This window comes from Streptomyces sp. NBC_00525 (assembly GCF_036346595.1).
Taxonomy (GTDB): Bacteria; Actinomycetota; Actinomycetes; order Streptomycetales; family Streptomycetaceae; genus Streptomyces.
Genome location: NZ_CP107834.1, coordinates 2912883 through 2931090, shown reverse-complemented (window position 1 = coordinate 2931090; position 18208 = coordinate 2912883). Strand labels below are relative to the sequence as shown.

The 18208-nt window shown below is 72.6% G+C and carries 17 protein-coding genes and 1 pseudogene; 7 read left to right on the top strand and 11 right to left on the bottom strand.

Translation table 11 applies throughout. The features are described 5' to 3' along the window. Nucleotides 1–50 precede the first annotated feature (50 nt). Together OG710_RS13045 and OG710_RS13040 are read left to right on the top strand one after the other, a co-directional pair. A complete protein-coding gene (locus OG710_RS13045) occupies nt 51–1370 on the top strand; it encodes a bifunctional glycosyltransferase family 2/GtrA family protein (protein ID WP_330239486.1) in 1320 nt (439 codons plus the stop codon). Further along, the gene (locus tag OG710_RS13040; RefSeq protein WP_330239485.1) at nt 1367–3556 is read left to right on the top strand and encodes an ArnT family glycosyltransferase; all 2190 of its coding nucleotides are present in this window, start codon (nt 1367–1369) and stop codon (nt 3554–3556) included. Before OG710_RS13045 ends, OG710_RS13040 begins: the two co-directional genes overlap by 4 nt. Nucleotides 3557–3575: 19 nt before the next feature. On the opposite strand, the gene OG710_RS13035 is transcribed toward OG710_RS13040, so the two are convergent. Continuing rightward, on the bottom strand, nt 3576–4442 hold the full coding sequence (locus OG710_RS13035; RefSeq protein WP_330239484.1) for an endonuclease/exonuclease/phosphatase family protein: 867 nt from the start codon (nt 4440–4442) through the stop codon (nt 3576–3578). Nucleotides 4443–4610: 168 nt separating this feature from the next. Between OG710_RS13035 and OG710_RS13030 the strand changes: the two genes are divergently transcribed. Both OG710_RS13030 and OG710_RS13025 read left to right on the top strand, forming a co-directional pair. Then, nucleotides 4611–6137, top strand: a complete 1527-nt coding sequence (locus tag OG710_RS13030) for an MFS transporter (RefSeq protein WP_330239483.1) — start codon at nt 4611–4613, stop codon at nt 6135–6137. Between the two features lie 139 nt (nt 6138–6276). Further along, complete coding sequence (locus tag OG710_RS13025) at nt 6277–7059, top strand: TetR/AcrR family transcriptional regulator (protein ID WP_330239482.1); 783 nt, start codon at nt 6277–6279, stop codon at nt 7057–7059. Here the strand turns inward: OG710_RS13025 and OG710_RS13020 are convergent. The 4 genes and pseudogenes from OG710_RS13020 to OG710_RS13005 all read right to left on the bottom strand — a co-directional run bounded on the left by OG710_RS13020 (nt 7053) and on the right by OG710_RS13005 (nt 10499). Next, a complete protein-coding gene (locus tag OG710_RS13020; RefSeq protein ID WP_330239481.1) occupies nt 7053–7973 on the bottom strand; it encodes an NAD(P)-dependent oxidoreductase in 921 nt (306 codons plus the stop codon). The two genes, OG710_RS13025 and OG710_RS13020, sit on opposite strands and share 7 nt — an antisense overlap. Before the next feature lie 14 nt (nt 7974–7987). Continuing rightward, nucleotides 7988–8110: pseudogene (locus OG710_RS13015) on the bottom strand (PPOX class F420-dependent oxidoreductase); the annotation flags it as partial. A 217-nt stretch (nt 8111–8327) separates the two neighbouring features. Next, nucleotides 8328–9953: an MDR family MFS transporter gene (locus OG710_RS13010; RefSeq protein ID WP_443064249.1), complete on the bottom strand. Its 1626-nt coding sequence runs from the start codon at nt 9951–9953 to the stop codon at nt 8328–8330. A 24-nt stretch (nt 9954–9977) separates the two neighbouring features. Continuing rightward, nucleotides 9978–10499, bottom strand: a complete 522-nt coding sequence (locus OG710_RS13005) for a MarR family winged helix-turn-helix transcriptional regulator (protein WP_330239480.1) — start codon at nt 10497–10499, stop codon at nt 9978–9980. Between the two features lie 255 nt (nt 10500–10754). On the opposite strand from OG710_RS13005, the gene OG710_RS13000 reads away from it, so the two are divergent. Beyond that, nucleotides 10755–10967, top strand: coding sequence for a hypothetical protein (locus OG710_RS13000; protein WP_330239479.1), 213 nt, complete (start codon nt 10755–10757; stop codon nt 10965–10967). Between the two features lie 169 nt (nt 10968–11136). Here the strand turns inward: OG710_RS13000 and OG710_RS12995 are convergent, their stop codons facing one another. The 5 genes from OG710_RS12995 to OG710_RS12975 all read right to left on the bottom strand — a co-directional run bounded on the left by OG710_RS12995 (nt 11137) and on the right by OG710_RS12975 (nt 15277). Next, a complete protein-coding gene (locus OG710_RS12995) occupies nt 11137–12003 on the bottom strand; it encodes an RNA polymerase sigma factor SigF (RefSeq protein WP_111336161.1) in 867 nt (288 codons plus the stop codon). Between the two features lie 234 nt (nt 12004–12237). Beyond that, nucleotides 12238–13116: an RNA polymerase sigma factor SigF gene (locus OG710_RS12990; RefSeq protein ID WP_443064248.1), complete on the bottom strand. Its 879-nt coding sequence runs from the start codon at nt 13114–13116 to the stop codon at nt 12238–12240. Nucleotides 13117–13277: 161 nt separating this feature from the next. Beyond that, the gene (locus OG710_RS12985; RefSeq protein ID WP_330239477.1) at nt 13278–13571 is read right to left on the bottom strand and encodes a Dabb family protein; all 294 of its coding nucleotides are present in this window, start codon (nt 13569–13571) and stop codon (nt 13278–13280) included. Between the two features lie 9 nt (nt 13572–13580). Next, nucleotides 13581–13745 (bottom strand): hypothetical protein, encoded by a 165-nt coding sequence (locus OG710_RS12980; protein ID WP_199564801.1) that lies wholly within the window; start codon nt 13743–13745, stop codon nt 13581–13583. A 356-nt stretch (nt 13746–14101) separates the two neighbouring features. Beyond that, nucleotides 14102–15277 carry a DUF371 domain-containing protein gene (locus OG710_RS12975; protein WP_330239476.1) on the bottom strand — a complete coding sequence of 392 codons (1176 nt, stop codon included), beginning with the start codon at nt 15275–15277 and terminating at the stop codon, nt 14102–14104. A gap of 95 nt (nt 15278–15372) precedes the next feature. Between OG710_RS12975 and OG710_RS12970 the strand changes: the two genes are divergently transcribed. Further along, on the top strand, nt 15373–15867 hold the full coding sequence (locus OG710_RS12970) for a TrmH family RNA methyltransferase (RefSeq protein WP_330239475.1): 495 nt from the start codon (nt 15373–15375) through the stop codon (nt 15865–15867). A gap of 28 nt (nt 15868–15895) precedes the next feature. Here OG710_RS12970 and OG710_RS12965 read toward each other — a convergent pair whose 3' ends face one another. Next, the gene (locus OG710_RS12965) at nt 15896–16558 is read right to left on the bottom strand and encodes a class I SAM-dependent methyltransferase (protein WP_330239474.1); all 663 of its coding nucleotides are present in this window, start codon (nt 16556–16558) and stop codon (nt 15896–15898) included. A 192-nt stretch (nt 16559–16750) separates the two neighbouring features. On the opposite strand from OG710_RS12965, the gene OG710_RS12960 reads away from it, so the two are divergent. Continuing rightward, the gene (locus OG710_RS12960; protein WP_330239473.1) at nt 16751–17785 is read left to right on the top strand and encodes a Gfo/Idh/MocA family protein; all 1035 of its coding nucleotides are present in this window, start codon (nt 16751–16753) and stop codon (nt 17783–17785) included. Nucleotides 17786–18208 lie beyond the last annotated feature (423 nt).

Below are 18208 nucleotides of genomic sequence, written 5' to 3'. Positions count from 1 at the left end.
CACAGGTCTGGCACACGCTCGTGACAGGGCCGTTGGCGACGGTCGATGCCATGCGAACAGAGACCCCTTGGAGTGCCCTGCCGGCCAGGGACCACCTCCTGGCCGGAGCGGCCGCGGCCGGAGCGCCCGGTGCGGCGGGTGCGCCCGTGCTCGATGTGGTGGTACCCGTCCACAACGAGGAGAAGGACCTCGAACCGTGCGTGCTGCGGCTGCACGAGCATCTCGCGCGCACCTTCCCGTACGCCTTCCGGATCACCGTCGCCGACAACGCCAGCACCGACCGGACGCCCGAGGTGGCGGAGCGGCTGGCGCGGTCGCTGCCCGGGGTGCGGTCGTTCCGGCTGGAGGAGAAGGGGCGCGGGCGGGCGCTGCGTACCGTGTGGACGGGCTCGGACGCGCCGGTGCTCGCGTACATGGACGTGGATCTGTCCACCGACCTCAACGCGCTGCTGCCGCTGGTCGCGCCGCTGATCTCCGGCCACTCGGACCTCGCCATCGGCTCCCGGCTCGCCCGCAGTTCGCGGGTGGTGCGCGGGACGAAGCGGGAGTTCATCTCGCGGGCCTACAACATCATCCTGCGGTCCTCGCTGGCCGCCCGGTTCAGCGACGCGCAGTGCGGGTTCAAGGCGATCCGGCGCGAGGTCGCGCAGCGGCTGCTGCCCATGGTCGAGGACACCGGCTGGTTCTTCGACACCGAGATGCTGGTGCTCGCCGAGCGGGCGGGGCTGCGCATCCACGAGGTGCCCGTCGACTGGGTCGACGACCCCGACTCCACGGTCCACATCGTGCGCACCGCTACCGAGGACCTCAAGGGCGTGTGGCGGGTGGGCCGCGCGCTGGCCGTGGGCGCGCTGCCGCTGGACCGGCTGGCCCGGCCCTTCGGGGACGATCCGCGCGACCGGGCGATCGGCGGGGTGCCCGGCGGCCTGGCCCGGCAGCTCGTCGGGTTCTGTGTCGTGGGCGCCCTGTCCACGCTGTTCTATCTGGCCCTGTACTCCCTCTTCCGGCTCGGCGCCGGGCCCCAGCTCGCCAACGGGGCCGCGCTGCTGGTCTCGGCCGTCGCCAACACGGCGGCGAACCGGAGGCTCACCTTCGGTGTACGCGGCCGGGGCGGCGCGGTCCGCCACCAGGCGCAGGGCCTCGTGGTCTTCGCCATCGGTCTCGCCCTGACCAGCGGCTCGCTGGCGGCCCTGGGCGCCGCCTCCGGCTCGCCCTCGCACAGCACCGAACTCGCCGTCCTGGTCGCGGCCAACCTCGCGGCGACGGTGCTGCGGTTCCTGCTGTTCCGCGCCTGGGTCTTCCCGGACCGCGACTGCGGAAACCCCGAACCGTCCGCCCGAACCCCCCACGACCCGAGGAACGCCCGATGACCACGTTCAACCCCGTCCACGCCCCCGCGCGGGCCGGTGCCTCGCTGCTCCGCCGTGTCCGGCGCGGGCGGCCGGGCGACGCCCCGTGGGTGCGGCCCGCGTTCCTCGCCCTGCTGCTCGTGATCACGTCGGCCTACCTCTGGAACCTCAGCGCCTCCGGCTACGCCAACTCCTTCTACTCCGCCGCCGCGCAGGCCGGCGGCAGCAGCTGGAAGGCGTTCTTCTTCGGTTCGCTGGACGCGGCCAACGCCATCACCGTGGACAAGCCCCCGGCCGCCCTGTGGCCCATGGCCCTGTCGGTGCGGATCTTCGGGCTCGGTTCCTGGGCGATCCTGGCCCCGCAGGTGCTGATGGGCACGGCGACGGCCGGGGTGCTGTACGCGGCCGTGCGGCGCCGGTTCAGCGCGGCGGCCGGGCTGATCACCATGGCGGTGTTCGCGCTGACGCCCGTGGCCGCGCTGATGTTCCGCTTCAACAACCCGGACGCGCTGCTCGCCCTGCTGATGACGGTCACCGTCTACTGCGTGCTGCGCGCGCTGGAGGGGGGCCGCACGAAGTGGCTGGTGTGGGCGGGCGTCGCGGTCGGTCTCGCGTTCCTGTCGAAGACCCTCCAGGCGTTCCTGATCCTGCCGCCGCTGGCGGTGCTGTACGCGGTGTGCGCGCCGGTCCCCGTACGCAGGAGGTTCGGGCAGCTCGGGCTCTCGGCGCTCGCCGTGCTCGTCTCGGGCGGCTGGTGGGTGGCGGTCGTCGAGCTGTGGCCCGCCTCCTCGCGCCCGTACATCGGCGGTTCGCAGCACAACTCGTTCCTGGAGCTGACCTTCGGCTACAACGGCCTCGGCCGGATCAACGGCGAGGAGACCGGCAGCGTCGGCGGCGGAGGCGGCCGGGGTGGCGGCGGTCAGTGGGGCGAGACCGGCATCGGCCGGATGTTCAACGCGGAGATCGGCGCCCAGATCTCCTGGCTGCTGCCCGCCGCCCTGATCCTGCTCGCCGCGGGCCTGTGGCTGACCCGGCGGGCGGGCCGTACGGACACGGCGCGGGCGGCCTTCGTCGCCTGGGGCGGCTCGCTGCTGATGACGGCCGCCGTGTTCAGCTTCATGGCCGGGATCTTCCACCAGTACTACACGGTGGCCCTGGCCCCGTATCTCGCGGCGCTGATCGGCATGGGCGTCACGGTGCTGTGGGAGGAGCGGGCGCGCTGGTGGGCGGGCGCGGTGCCGGCGGTGACGGTCGCGGTGACGGCGTACTGGGCGTACGTCCTGCTGGGCCGCACCCCGGACTACCAGCCGTGGCTGCGTACGGCGGTGCTCGTCACCGGGCTCGTGGCGGCGGCGGGCCTGGCGCTCGCGGCCCGGCTGGGGCGGTCGCTGGTGTCGGCCGCCGCGGTGCTGGGCCTGGCGGCGTCGCTCGCCGGGCCGGCCGCGTACACCGTGAGCACGCTGAACACGGGCCACCAGGGCTCGATCGTCACGGCGGGCCCGTCCGGCGGCGGCATGGGCGGACCGGGCGGCGGCGGCCGGGGCGGACGGCCCGGCGGAGGCGGTCCGGACGGCGCCCCCGGCGGCATGCGGCCTCCGGGCGCACAGGGCTCGAACCAGCCGGGCAACAACCAGCCGGGCAACAACCAGCCGGGCAACCCCATGGGCCAACCGCCCACCGGCACCCCGCCCGGCCAGAGCACCGGCCAAGGCACCGGCCAGAACGCCGGCCAGGGCTCCGGCCGGAGCCAGGGCACCCGCCGCCTCCCCTTCGGCACCGGCGAACGCGGCGGGCTCGGTGGGCCCGGCGGCATGGGCGGCCTGCTCAACGGCGCCTCCGTCGGTGCCCGGGCCAAAGCACTCCTGGAGGCGGACGCCGACGACTACACCTGGGCGGCCGCCGCCATCGGCTCGCAGAACGCGGCCAGCTACCAACTCGCCACCGAGAAGCCCGTCATGGCGATCGGCGGCTTCAACGGAAGCGACCCGTCCCCGACGCTCGCGCAGTTCAAGAAGTACGTCGAGGACGGCCGCGTCCACTACTTCGTCGCGGGCGGCGGAATGGGTGGCGGCATGGGCGGAGGAGGCGTGGGCGGCAGCGGCGCCGCCTCGCGGATCTCCGCCTGGGTGACGGAGAACTTCACCGAGGTGACGGCGGGCGGCGCCACCTTCTACGACCTGACCCGGCCGAAGGCGGCGACCGGCTGACCGTCCGGGAGCCGGCGGCTCAGCGCCGCAGCGACAGGTCGGCCACGACGGGGCGGTGGTCCGAGGCAAGCGTCTCGGCCACCGCCGCGTCGCGTACCCGGACGGTGTTCTTCGAAACCGCCACGTAGTCGATCCGCCGGACCGGGTCCAGCGCCGGATACGTGGGCGCGCCGGGCTCGGCATCGGTCAGCTCCCGCCACAGCGGCGCCAGTTCGGGAGCGGCCGGCGGTGCGTTGAAGTCGCCGAGCAGGATCTGCCGCACCGGGCCCCGCTCCGACTCCCGGTCCTCCGCCATGATCCGCCGCGTGTCGGCCACCTGCGCGATCCGCACGGACGGGTCGCCCCGGTAGTCGAGGTGTGTGACGTACACGTGGACGGGCAGCCCGCGCACCTTCAGCACCACCTCGCCGAAGCCGGGCGCGGGCGCCGGTACCGGGTTCGGGTCCTGCGTGGAGAGCCGGGTCAGCTCGTGGTTCTCGGCGCTCACGATCCGGTACCGGGACAGCACCGCCACGCCGTACTCGCGCCGGGGCCCGCCCTCCACCACCGGGTCGAGGCTGTAGATCGGGGCGAAGGAGACCCGCATGCCCAGGCGCCGGGCCAGCTCGCCCGCCAGATCGCGCCACTCGCTACGGGCGCCCCAGTGGACGTCCACCTCCTGGAGCCCGATGACGTCCGCGTCCAGCGCGCGCAGGGCGGCCGCCTGCCGGCCGAGGTCGAAGACGCCGTCCGTACCGGCCCCGGCGTGGATGTTGTACGTGGCCACGCGCAGCGGCACCGACGCCCCCGGCCCGTGCCCCGTGGACGCCGTCGCGGGAGGCGCGAGCGCCGCCCCCAACAGGCCCGCTGCCACCAGGACTTCCACCGTGCGACGACGCAGCGACATATCACTCCTGCTTCCGGGAGCCGGGTCCGAGGCGGATTTCGGCGACCGGCACCGTACCCACGAAAAGTCGCTTGTACGCCCCGGCACGCTCCTATACGGTGTACAACCTCGCTCCTGTACACCGTATAGGGGGCGCCACTCGAACACCGACGACAGCAGGGAGTACCTATGACGGCGACCGACGCCGCGAAGAACCACCCGCTCGCCCCACCGAGCCACCCGCAGCGCTGGTTGATCCTCGGCGTCATCTGCCTCGCCCAGCTGACCGTGCTGCTCGACAACACCGTCCTCAACGTCGCGATCCCCTCCCTCACCCGGGAACTGGACGCCTCCACCGCCGATGTGCAGTGGATGATCAACGCCTACTCGCTCGTCCAGTCCGGGCTGCTGCTCACGGCCGGCTCCTCGGCCGACCGCTACGGGCGCAAGAAGATGCTGGTCGCCGGGCTCGCCCTGTTCGGCATCGGCTCCCTGATCGCCGGGCTCGCCGAGTCCTCCGCACAACTGATCGCCGCGCGGGCAGGCATGGGCGTCGGCGGCGCGCTGCTGATGACCACCACACTCGCCGTCGTCGTGCAGATCTTCGACGACAGCGAGCGGGTCAAGGCGATCGGCATCTGGTCCACCGTCAGCTCGCTCGGCTTCGCGGCCGGCCCGCTGATCGGCGGCGTGATGCTCGACCACTTCTGGTGGGGCGCGATCTTCCTCATCAACATCCCGGTCGCCGTGATCGGCCTGGTGGCCGTGGTGCGGCTGGTCCCCGAGTCGAAGAACGCGAGCGGCGACCGGCCCGACCTGCTGGGCGCGCTGCTCTCCACCATCGGCATGGCCGCCGTCGTGTACGCGATCATCTCCGGCCCCGAGCACGGCTGGACGTCCGGCCGGGTGCTGCTGACCGCGTTCACCGGCGCCGCCGTGCTCACCGGCTTCGTGCTCTGGGAGCTGCACATCCCGTACCCGATGCTGGACATGCACTTCTTCCGCAACCAGCGGTTCGTCGGGGCGGTCGCGGGCGCGGTCCTCGTCGCCTTCGGCATGGGCGGCTCGCTGTTCCTGCTCACCCAGCAGCTCCAGTTCGTCCTCGGCTACGGGCCGCTGGAGGCCGGGCTGCGTACGGCGCCGCTCGCCCTGAGCGTCGTCGCGCTGAACCTCACCGGGCTCGGCGCCCGGCTGGTCCCCAAGCTGGGCACGCCCGCCACCATCGCCACGGGCATGGGGCTGCTCGCGGCCGGGCTCGCCGCGATCGCGCTGCTCGGCCGGCACGGCTACGGCGGCACGCTGCTCGGGCTGCTGGTCATGGGCGCCGGTATCGCGCTCGCCATGCCCGCGATGGCCAACGCCATCATGAGCGCCATCCCGCCGGAGAAGGCCGGAGTGGGCGCCGGGGTCAACGGCACCCTCGCGGAATGCGGCAACGGCCTCGGGGTCGCCGTCCTCGGCGCGGTCCTCAACTCCCGGTTCGCCGCGCTCGTCCCGTCGGCCGTCGGCGCCGCCTCGCTGCCCGCCGCCCTGGCCGCGGCGCACGGCGCGGAGGAGCGGGCGCGCATCACGGACGCGTTCGCCTCCGGCCTGGAGACCAGCATGCTCGGCGGGGCCGTCGCCGTACTCGCCGGCGGACTCCTGGCCGCCCTGCTGCTGCGCCGGGCGGAGCGAGGACAATCGGCACCGGCTGATCCGGCCGCGACAGCGGCATAGCATCAGACGGGACCACCGGACCGCACTGCTCCGTTTACCGGGCGGCCGGTACGCGGTCGGCACGCGGCTCGTCCGCGTCCGGCGCGTCCGGTGTGCGGGCCGGTCCGTTCGTCCCGCCGGTGAGACGAGGGAGTGCGCCATGGTGTCCGCGGCCGACCGCGTGAAGAACCCTGTCCGGACCAGCGTGTGGCTGAACAACCGGCCACCCGCGCGTTCCCGGCGCGCCGACCAGCCGGCCGGCCTCGACCGGGAGCGGATCACCGCCGCCTCGGTGCGGCTGCTCGACGCGGAGGGCCTGGCCAAGTTCTCCATGCGCCGGCTCGCCGCCGAACTGAACGTCACGGCGATGTCCCTGTACTGGTACGTGGACACCAAGGACGACCTGCTGGAACTGGCCCTCGACGCGGTCTACGCCGAGATCGGACCGCCGGCCGGCGAGGCCCCCTGGCAGGACCGGCTCCGCGAACTGGCCGGGGCGTACCGGGGACTGCTCGTCCGGCACCCCTGGGTCTCGCCGCTCGCGGGCAAGTTCCTGAACCTGGGCCCGCACTCGCTGCTGGTGACCCATGCCATCCAGGACGTGATCCGCGCGACCGGCCTGCCCGCCGAGGGCCGCAGCGGAGCGCTGTCGGCGGTCTTCCAGTTCGTGTACGGATTCGGCACGGTGGAGGGCCAGTTCGCGCAGCGCAGCGCGGAGGCCGGGCTCACCCAGGACCAGTACTTCCGGCAGGCCATGGCGGCCGTCCGGGAGCAGCCCGGACTCGACGAGTTCGTGGAGGACTCGCGGGACATGATGGCCGCGCGCGGCAGCGCCACCATCCAGAAGATGCGCGACCGCGACTTCGTCTTCGCGCTGGACCTGCTGATCGCGGGCATCGCCGCGATGCGGGACCGGGGACCCGCGAACGCTCCCGCTCAGTAGCCCCGCGCCGGGTCCACGGCGAGCGCCGGTCTCTTCCCGGCCGCCAACTCCCGCAAACACGTGGTGAAGTCCGCGACGACGTCCTCGTCCGCCGTGATGCCCGCCGAGTGGGAGGTGACGACCGTACGGGGCAGCCGCCAGCACGGATCGCCGGGTCCGGGCGGCTCGTCCGGGAGGACGTCGAGCACCGCCCGCCCCACCGTCCCGGCGCGCAGCGCGTCCCCGAGCGCCCCCAGGTCCACCGTCGCGCCCCGCCCCACATTGAGGAAGGTCGCCCCGCCCATCGCGGCGAACCGGTCCGCCCCGAAGTAGCCGGCGGTCGCCCGGGTCAGCGGGAGCGCGGCCACCACCCAGCGGGCGGCCACCGGTTCACCGGCCGGGACGACCGCGTCGAAGCCGGCCGGCACCGGGCGCGGGGTGCGGACGGCGGCCACGGTCCGGATGGCGCAGGCCCGCAGCAGCGCGCCCACCGCGGAGCCGATGCGGCCGGTGCCGTGGACGACGGCGGTCTGCCCGGCGACGAGTTCCGAGGGGAGCCGGCGCCACTCGGCGCGGGCGTGCTGCGCCGCGTATCCGGGGACGGACTGGCACTCGGCCAGCACCCAGCCGAGCACGTACTGCGCGATCCGCTCGCCCATCCGCCCCACGGTCCGGGTCAGCGGCACCCCGGACGGCCAGGGCCGGTCGCCGCGCAGCACCAGCGTGTCCGTGCCCGCGTTGACGCTGTGGAACCAGACCAGGTCCGGGCCGCGCAGCGCGTCGGGCAGGACGGCGCCCACGTACACGAAGGGGCCCTCGCCCGGAGCGCGTTCGACGGGCCGGCCGGTGGCCGCCGACAGCCCGCGCACGACCCCGTCACCGACCTCGGGCCCGGCGACGATCCGGGCCCGGTCCAGCAGACCGGGCGCGATCACGGGACGATCCGGGCCGGGAGGCCCCGGGGCCGGCCGTCGGACCGGGTGGTCAGCGGGATCGCCCGGTGCCGGGGCCGTACGAAGGCCGGCCGTGCGGCGAGGTCCACGGCGGTGTTCGTCGCGATGTCGGGTGCCATGGCCTCGACCCTACGGCCAAAGAGCGTCGAAGTGCCCGGCCGTCGGTGGCCGGGCACTTCGATGAGTCGGGCTCCGGGGCGGGACCGGCAGGCCGTCCCCTGCCCGCCGTCCCCGCCGCCGGGGCCCGGTTCCCCGGGGGCGCGGCGCCTCCGCTCGCACAGCGCCGCCCCACCGGGGGCTCGTGGGGTCCGGGGTGCTTGCCCCGGACCGCTCGGGCTACTCGCCCGGGTGGGGCGCCGGGACCGGCTCCCCCGTCTCGTTCACGGCCTTCGTCTTGAGCGCGACCTCCTTGATGAACAGGGTGATCAGGAAGGCGACCAGGGCGGACGGGGCGGCGTACAGGAAGACGTCGCCGACGCCGTGCCCGTAAGCGGCCTCCATGACCGTGCGGAACGGGGCGGGCAGCTTGTCCAGGTCGGGGATGGCCCCACCGGCCGTGCCGCCGTGGCCCAGGGCCGCGCCCTCGGGACCGAGGTCCGCGAGGCCCTCCTTGACGTAGCGGGTGACGCGGTTCGCCATGACGGCGCCCAGCGCCGAGACGCCGATCGCACCACCGAGGGACCGGAAGAACGTGACGACGGACGAGGCCGAACCGAGGTCGGACGGGTCCACCTGGTTCTGCGTGGCGAGCACCAGGTTCTGCATCATCATGCCGATGCCGAGACCCATCACGAACATGTAGACGGCGATGTGCCAGTACGTCGTGTCGTAGCGGATCGTGCCCAGCAGGCCCAGCCCGGCGGTGACCAGGAAGCCACCGCTGACCAGCCATGCCTTCCAGCGACCGGTCTTGGTGATGATCTGGCCGGAGACGGTCGAGGAGATGAACAGACCGCCGATCATCGGAATGGTCATCACACCGGACATCGTCGGCGACTTGCCGCGCGCCAACTGGAAGTACTGGCTGAAGAAGACGGTGCCGGCGAACATCGCGATACCGACGAACAGCGAGGCGAGCGACGCGAGCGTGATGGTCCGGTTGCGGAAGAGGCGCAGCGGGATGATCGGCTCACTGGCGCGGGACTCGACGAGGACGAAGACCAGGGCGAGGAGCACGGAGCCCACCAGCATCACGCCGGTCTGCCAGGACATCCAGTCGTACTTGTCGCCCGCGAACGTCACCCACAGCAGAAGCAGCGAGACGGCGGCGCTGATGAAGAAGGCGCCGGTCCAGTCGACCTTGACGTCCCGCTTGACGACGGGGAGCTTGAGGGTCTTCTGGAGCACGATCAGGGCGATCACCGCGAACGGCACACCCACGTAGAAGCACCAGCGCCAGCCCATCCAGCTGGTGTCGGTGATGACGCCGCCGAGCAGCGGGCCGCCGACGGTGGCGACGGCGAAGACCGCGCCGATGTAGCCGCTGTACCGGCCGCGCTCGCGCGGGGCGATCATGGCGGCCATCACGATCTGGGCGAGGGCGGAGAGACCGCCGACGCCGATGCCCTGCACCACACGGCAGGCGATCAGCATGCCCGCGCTGGTCGAGAGGCCGGCCACGACCGAGGCCGCGACATAGATGATCAGGGCTATCTGGACCAGCAGCTTCTTGCTGAACAGGTCGGCGAGCTTGCCCCAGAGCGGGGTGGTCGCCGTCATCGCCAGCAGCGAGGCCGTGACGACCCAGGTGTAGGCGCTCTGGCCGCCGCCCAGGTCGGCGATGATCTCCGGCAGGGCGTTGGAGACGACGGTGGACGACAGGATCGCGACGAACATGCCGAGCAGCAGCCCGGCGAGCGCCTCCATGATCTGCCGGTGTGTCATCGGCGCGCCGCCGGAGGCGTCATGGCCTCCGTGCCCGGCGTGACCGCCCCGCACACCGGTTGGTGTGGTCGTAGCCATTTAAGTCCTTGTCTTCGCTTCTGTTTACACAGGTGTACGGGTGTACGAGTCGTGGTGGGCGTCCGTCTGCCGGGGGCGGCAGTCGGTGCCGTGCTTCCCGGGGGAGCACCCTCCGGCGCCGCGACAGGAGAAGCTGTCGCGCAGCCGGGCGAGCAACGTGTTGAGCTGGCCGACCTCGGCGTCGGTCCAGTCGTGCAGATGGCCGGCGAACATCTCGGTCGACCGGCGGGAGAGGTCGTCGAGCACCTCTTCCCCCGCGGGGGTCAGCCGCAGGATGCGGGAGCGCTTGTCCGCCGGGTCCGGGAACCGTTCGATCCAGCCCCGCTCCGCCACATGGGCGACGTGCCGGCTGGTCACCGACATGTCGACGGCGAGCAGCTCGGCCAGCCGGCTGATCCGCATCTCCCCGTGCCGGCTCAGCAGAGTCAGCACGGCGGCGGAGCCGGCGGGGCACTCGGCGGGCAGGATGCGGGCGAGACCCCTCTTGACGGCCCCGATGGCGCTGAGCTGCCGGGCCAGTTCTTCGTACTGACTCCGTCCGGCCACGGGACCCCCAGAACATCTCACCGGTCATCTTGTTGCTTAGGGCAACCATAGAAGCCGTTGGTTGCTACAGGCAAACGAAATGGGGCTTGCTGGGGTAAAGGAACGCAAAAGGCTCTGTAGGGCGCTGGTCAAACCCGCAGGCCGTGCGGTAGAAGGCGCCCTGATGTGGTCCGTGCCACACGGGAGGCGATCGGCGGGCGGAGACCGGGGGTTGGGGGTTGGGCCGTTCGCCCGAGTTCGCTAGGGTCCTGCGACATGGCACACAATCCCCACGCACCGCAGGGCCCCGAGGGCTCCTACGACCCGGCCGGCAGTACCCAGATGTTCCGCGCCTTCGTGGACGAGGGCGAGCCGCAGCGCGCCCAACAGCCCGCGGCCACCTCCGCCGGCCCGAGGACGGGCCTGATCGCCGGCATCGTCGCGGTGGTCGTCGTGCTGGGCGCGGTGGCCTGGCTCGCCCTGAGCTGAGGTCCGCCGGCCCGTCCATGACCGCGGCCCGTCCATGACCGCAGCCTGTCCATGACCGCGGTCCCGTCCGGGGCCGCGGCCGTCTTCTCGTACCTGCCGCTGTCCGTGCCGATCCGCGCGGGCGGCGGCGCCGTCGTTTCCGGGCGCCGCCGTCGTGGATCGCGCCGGGTCAGTCGGCGATGAGGCCCTCGCGGAGCTGGGCCAGGGTGCGGGTCAGCAGCCGGGAGACGTGCATCTGGGAGATGCCGACCTCCTCGCCGATCTGGGACTGCGTCATGTTGGCGAAGAACCGCAGCATGATGATCTGCCGTTCCCGCTGCGGCAGCTTGGCCAGCAGTGGCTTGAGGGACTCGCGGTACTCGACGCCCTCCAGCGCGGCGTCCTCGTAACCGAGCCGGTCGGCCAGCGAGCCCTCGCCGCCGTCGTCCTCGGGGGCGGGGGAGTCCAGCGAGGAGGCGGTGTAGGCGTTGCCCACGGCGAGGCCGTCGACGACCTCCTCCTCGGAGACCCCGAGCGCCTTGGCCAGCTCCGGGACGGTCGGCGAGCGGTCGAGCTTCTGCGCGAGCTCGTCGCTGGTCCGGGTGAGGGCGAGCCGCAGCTCCTGGAGCCGGCGCGGCACGCGTACCGACCACGACGTGTCCCGGAAGAACCGCTTGATCTCCCCGACGACCGTCGGCATCGCGAACGTCGGGAACTCCACGCCGCGTTCGCAGTCGAAGCGATCGATCGCCTTGATCAGGCCGATGGTGCCGACCTGGACGATGTCCTCCATCGGCTCGTTGCGGCTGCGGAACCGCGCGGCGGCGTACCGCACGAGCGGCAGGTTCAGCTCGATGAGCGTGTCCCGTACATACGCACGCTCCGGGCTGTCCGTCCCGCCGGGCCCCGGGGCGGGCCCCAGCGCGGCGAGCCGCAGGAACAGGGAGCGGGAGAGCGTGCGGGTGTCGATGGCTTCCGGCGAGCTGGTGAGCGCAACGGGTGCGGGTTCGCTCTTGGTGAGCGTGAGCACCTTCGAGCTGCCCTGTTCTTCGGACATGCCACCCCCTTGAGGTCGCGGACGGTCGCGGTGGCCACGACCATCGGAGGAACGCAGCCTGCCACCTGAATACCGGAGGCGGGACTGCGGCAAACGCGCTTCCCGCAGAATGTCACATGTCGGCAACGCGCTGTAGTGACTTGTCGACAAGTTACGGGGGAGTCTGTGCAGTTAACAAGGGGTGTGAGGCTTTTGGCCAGCGGGAAACGCCCAAGAACGGTCTACCCGTCTCAGCTACGCCTCGATCCTGTTTGCGGATCGGAGTCTGGCGAAACTACGGGCGAGAAGCCTTGACACATGCATCTGCGACACCCCCAGCTCCGCGCTGATCTGGGACTGCGTCAGATTGCTGTAGTACCGCAGGAGCAGGATGCGCTGCTCGCGCTCGGGCAGTTGTACGAGGAGGTGCCGGACGAGGTCCCGGTGCTCGACGCCCGCCAGCGCGGGGTCCTCGTAGCCGAGCCGGTCGAGCAGTCCGGGCAGCCCGTCGCCCTCCTGGGCGGCCTCCAGCGAGGTGGCGTGGTACGAGCGCCCGGCCTCGATGCAGGCCAGCACCTCGTCCTCGGAGATCCTCAGCCGCTCCGCGATCTCGGCGGTGGTCGGCGAGCGGCCGTGCGCGGTCGTCAGGTCCTCGGTGGCACCGGTGACCTGGACCCACAGCTCGTGCAGCCGCCGGGGTACGTGGACGGTGCGCACGTTGTCCCGGAAGTACCGTTTGATCTCGCCGACGACGGTCGGCATCGCGAACGTCGGGAACTGGACGCCGCGTTCGGGGTCGAAGCGGTCGATGGCGTTGATCAGCCCGATGGTGCCGACCTGGACGACGTCCTCCATCGGCTCGTTGCGGCTGCGGAACCGCGCGGCGGCGTACCGCACGAGCGGCAGGTTCGCCTCGATCAGCGCCGTCCGGACCCGTTCGTGCTCCGGGGTGCCCGGCTCCAGGTTCTTCAGCCGGCCGAACAGCACCTGGGTCAGGGCCCTGGTGTCGGCGGCGCGGGACCTGGCGGGCGCGACCGTCTCGTCGGGGGTCTCCTGGAGCGGCGCCGGCGCGGGGGCGGCCGGTGCCGCCTGGTGGACCTGGGGAGGCACTTGAGGCGCTGTACTGGCCGGCACGATGACGCCACCCCTTTGCGGTCAACTTCAGTTAATCCGTCTGTCAAAAGCGGTCATAGCATCACAAGACATGACCACTATGTGCAAGCACCCCATAGCGCCGTGTTGAACGCAGGAAAGCCCCTCACCGTGCCGGTGAGGGGCTCGCAGGGCCGAAGGCGTCAGAACGGGTAGTCCGCGATCACCCAGGTGGCGAACTCGCGCCAGCGCCCGGCGGCCGCCTGGTGGTCGGGGTGCTCCAGATACCGCTTCAGCGCGGCCTCGTCCGCCACCGCGGAGTTGATGGCGAAGTCGTACGCGATCGGCCGGTCGGTGATGTTCCAGGCGCACTCCCAGAACTCCAGCTCCGGGACCGTGCCCTCCAGGGCCCGGAACGCCTCGGCGCCCGCGACGACCCGGGGGTCGTCCCGCTCGACGCCTTCGTTCAGCTTGAACAGGACCAGATGGCGGATCACGCGGTGCTCCTAGTTGACCAGCTCGGACATGAAGTCGCCGACCCCCTGGGCGGCGTTCGCGATGCCCTCGAACCCTACTTGGACCAGGTCCGCGGCCCGTGCGGGGGAGTTGATGATCGTGTAGAGCACGAAGACGACTATCGCGTAGAGGGCTATCTTCTTCGCTTGTGCCATCGGCCCCTGACTCCCCTTCGATCCCCTGCGGTTTCGATCCCCTGTACGGTCGGGCGAGTCTATCCGTACGCATGCCCGTTTCCGCCGGGAGTTCCGGATCGCCCGCGCCGTGCCGCGACCGCCGCACGAGGGACCAAGGACCTGCGGATCGGGGCCCTTCGGCAGGCCCGGCGCGGCCCCCGGCACGGCAGGATGGGATACGAGCCCCCGCGGACTCCACGGAGTCCCGGGGGCCGGAGCAGGGGTCCTGTCGCGGGACCCGTGCCGTGGCCTCCCCCGACCGCGGCAAGGAGCGACAGCCCCTGGCTCCGGGGGAAGCGGCACATCCCCCCCGATGCCGCTTCCCCCTCCCCCTCCTACTTCTTCCGGCGCCCCGCGTCCCGCTCGCCCCCGTCCCGCGCTCCCGGCGCATCGCCCAGCGCGTCGTAGACGTCGCGGCGGCTGATCCCGAGCGGCCGGAGCACCGTGCTGAGGGTGCGTGCGGTGACCCCCTGCTCCACCAGCAGGGGCAGCAGGGGCCGCAGGTCCACGTTCCAGGCGGCGCGCTCCGGGGCCGCCAGCACGAACACGCCCTCCTCGTCGCCGTCCAGGGCCGCGACCGCCTCCGGCAGCGGCAGCCAGCGCACCCCGTGTCCCAGGTCCGGGCGGCCGTCCGGCACGGCGATCCGGCGCTCCGCCGCAGACCCGGCCAGCACCTCCGCGAGCGCGCCGAGAGCGGCACCGGGGGCCGTGAACACCACGGGGACCGGCGCCGTGCGCACCAGTTCGGCGTGCGGCGCGGCGGCCAGGGCCCGGCGGTCGGTCCGGCCGATGTGGACCGCCGGCGCGGCCGGCAGCCCGGCCGCGAGCAGCGCCGGTACGGCCCCGGTCGCATCGCCCACCACCTCGAACCGCGCCCCGTGCCCGGCCGCCTCGACAAGCCACGCGCCGGCCGCCTGCGAGACGCCGTCCAGCGGGCCGGACACGGTCGCGGCGATCACCCCGCCGTCCGCCAGGGCCGTGCGCGCCGCGGCCGGGACGCGCGCCGCGTCCAGGTCCAGCGAGGCGTCCGCGTCCCGCCACAGCAGCCCCGTCCGCCCGCCCGGCCCCGGCAGGCCGCGCCGGTGGACCAGGACGAGCGGCTGACGCGGCCCGGACTCGGTGAGCGTGAGGGTCACCTCGTTCGCCGGGTCGCCGAGCGCGGCGGTGAACTCCGCGCCGAGGTCGCTCGCCACCAGCGTGCTGCGGAAGGCGAAGGTGTCCGGCGAGGCGTGCTCGCTGCGCCGGAGCACCAGGCGGTCGGTGACCTCGTGGTGCGGGTTGACGACGGCGGTGCCGGTCGCGGTGTGCGGCCCGGCGGACAGCCGGACGGCGACCGGGCCGCGCAGCAGGGCGAGCCCCTCGGCGTCGAAGGCGGCGTCCACTCCGACGACGCAGGTCGCCCGCGCGGTGATGTCCCGCTCGCCGGTGATCTCCAGGGTCTTGGCATGGGTCGCGCGGACGTTCTCATGGCCCCTGGCCTGGATCTTCATTGTCTTCTCCAGGCCCTTCATTGCCTTCTCCAGGCCGTAGACGTGGTCCGACCGGCCATCGTAATCCGCGTTCCGCGCGCGGAGCCGGGCGGCGCGGGGCCAGTAGACTTCCCGGCATGTTCGAACACCTCCGCCACAAGCCGGGCACCGCTCTGCTGCGCCCCCGTGAGCTCGTCATCGCGTGCTCGGCCTTCCGCAGCCGGGTGAACCTGTCGAGCGTGGTGCGGACGGCGGGGTGCTGCGGAGTCGAACGGATCATCGCCTGCGGCAACGCGAAGCTCGACCCGAAGATCGCCCGGGACGGCGCCGACAACGTCGAGATCGAGGTGCGCAGGAGCCTTCCCCCGGTGCTGAAGAAGATGCGCGAGGAGGGCTACACCGTCATCGCGCTCGAACAGGCCACGAACTCCAAGAGCCTGCACGAGATCAGCTTCCCCCGTAAGGCGGTCATCGTCCTCGGCAACGAGCGGACCGGGCTCAAGGAGGACGAGCTCGCCTGCGTCGACGAGTGCGTGGAGATCCCGGTCTGGGGCTCGCCGCACAGCTACAACGTGGCCACGGCGGGCGCCATGGCCATGTACGAGTACTGCCGGCAGTTCCCGACCGGCTGACCGCCGGCCTTCCCCGCCGGGCGCCCGGCTACTCCTCCGGTTCGGCGGTGACGGCCGTCAGGGTCGCGATGACCTCGGTGCTGGCCGCGTCCAGCCGGCGCGCCCACGACGAGGAGACGGCTGCGGCCTCCTCCGCCGGGGTGAGCCGGAATCCGGTGATCCGCCACCCGGCGGCGAGCGCCTTCGCGGTGAGCACGTCCTGGACGTAGGCGTCGGTCAGCTCCGGCAGCCCCTGGATGTCGCGCGGCACCGGCTCGCGCCAGATGCTGGTGCCCACCGTCGCGGTGAGCGGCGCGCCCGGCTTGGCGACGGTCCGCAGCCCGGTCCAGATGTCCTCGTCGCCGCGCACCAGACCGTGCAGCAGCTTCCCCCACGGCATCAGCACCAGCAGCTCGTCGGCGGCCCCGGTCAGCTCCTCGGGGGCGCTCTCGATCGAGGAGTTGACGAGCAGCAGATTCGGTACGCCGCCCTTGGCGGGCTTGCGGCGGCTGCGGATGCTCGTCTGGGTCATCCGCTGCCAGGCCGGGTCCACCCCCACGACCAGCCAGTCCGGGTTCTCCTTGGCGATGCGGTAGGAGGCCCTGGCATCGCCCGTGCCGACGTCGACGACGACTCGGGAACTCTCCTGGGCCAGCTGCCGGAATTCACCGTCGGCGGCCTTCTCGAGTTTCTTGCCTCGTACGATCTGCATCAGGGCCAGTGCTTTCTTCCGATGGCTCGCGGGAGTCCCGGCGACGAGCCGTTTGCCTCGCCCGGGCCGGGGGTACGGTGATCAGCCCATGCGATGTCGCTGTGTGCACGGGTTATGGTCTCGCATCCCCGAGCGCTTTGACCAACCGGCTGCCGCCCCCGGGCACCCCGACGGGAAGGTGTGCTTGCGTTCATGAGGATCGGCATCATCGGCGCCGGGCGCATGGGCGCGTGGCACGCCCGGAACCTCGCCTCCTTCGACGACGGCCACACCCTGCTGGTCCACGACGCCCGGTACGAGGCGGCGGAGAACCTGGCCAAGGCCGTGGACGGCACGGCGCACCACCGCGCCGACGAACTGCTGGAGGCGGTGGACGCCGTGGTCGTGGCGGTCCCCGCCGCCATGCGCACCGCCGCCTTCCCGCGCGCGGTGGAAGCGGGGCTGCCGGTGTTCTGCGAGAAGCCGCTCGCCCACACCGCCGACGCGGCGCGCGCGCTGGCCGCGGTGGCGGCCGCCGCCGGCAACCACCGGGTGCAGGTCGGCTTCCAGCGCCGCTGCGACCCCGGCCACCGCGCGGTACGGGAACGGCTCGGCCGGGGCGACCTGGGCCGGCTGCTCATGATCCGCTGCACGGCCTTCGACCACGAACCGCCACCGGCCGGGTACGACACCTCGTCCGGCGGCATCTTCGCCGACTGCCTCATCCACGACATCGACGCCGTGCAGTGGCTCACCGGGCAGCGCACGGTCTCCGTGCTGGCCGACGAGGCACGGGTCGGCGGGGAGCCGTGTGGCGGGAGCCCGCCCGCCGGGGGGCCGTCCGGCGGCGGGGTCGCCGTGGCCACCGCACTGCTCACCCTGGCCGACGGCACCCGCGCCGTGCTCACGGCCTCCCGCTTCAACCCGTACGGCTACGACCACCGCGCCGAACTCCTCGGCACCCGCGACTCGCTGACCATCGGCCTCGACGAGCGGACCCCGCTGCGCTCCCCGTTCACCTCGGGAACCGGCACCCCCGCGCACCCCGCCTACACCGGCTTCACCGACCGCTTCGCGCAGGCGTACCGGGAGGAGATGCGGGCCTTCGTGCGCCTGGCCAGGGGCGAGGAGCCCAGCGTCTGCCCGCCCGCAGAGGCGGTCCTCGCCCAGGAGGTGGCCGACGCGGCAGCCCGCTCCGCGGCCACGGGCGCCCTGGTGACCCTGCCGGCCCCGCGCGGGAACGCCTGACGTACGGCCCGAGCACACAGAAAACCGCCCCCGATCCGTTCGCACGGTTCGGGGGCGGTTCCGCTGGCGGTAGCGGAGGGATTTGAACCCTCGGTGAGTTTCCCCACACTCGCTTTCGAGGTCTGTTCGCGCTGGTCAGGGGGTCGTTCAGAGGCGTTCGGCCGCGTTCACGGCGGGGGCGTAGCTCCCGGCGTGAACGGCTGCGGACGGCGCTGAACGGCAATGAATGAGACGGAAACTGAGACGGAGGGGGCTGCGCTGACCTGCGTGTCTGGCCCTCGTGGGCGTCGCTGCTCGGGGGCCTCCAGAACGGCGATCACGGCAGCAGGGTCACCTGCCCCGTTGGACCACGAAGAATCGTGATCCGCGAACTCGCTGGTCAAACGGAGCAGTGATCACTCGCATGATCGGTTGCGGTCGTTC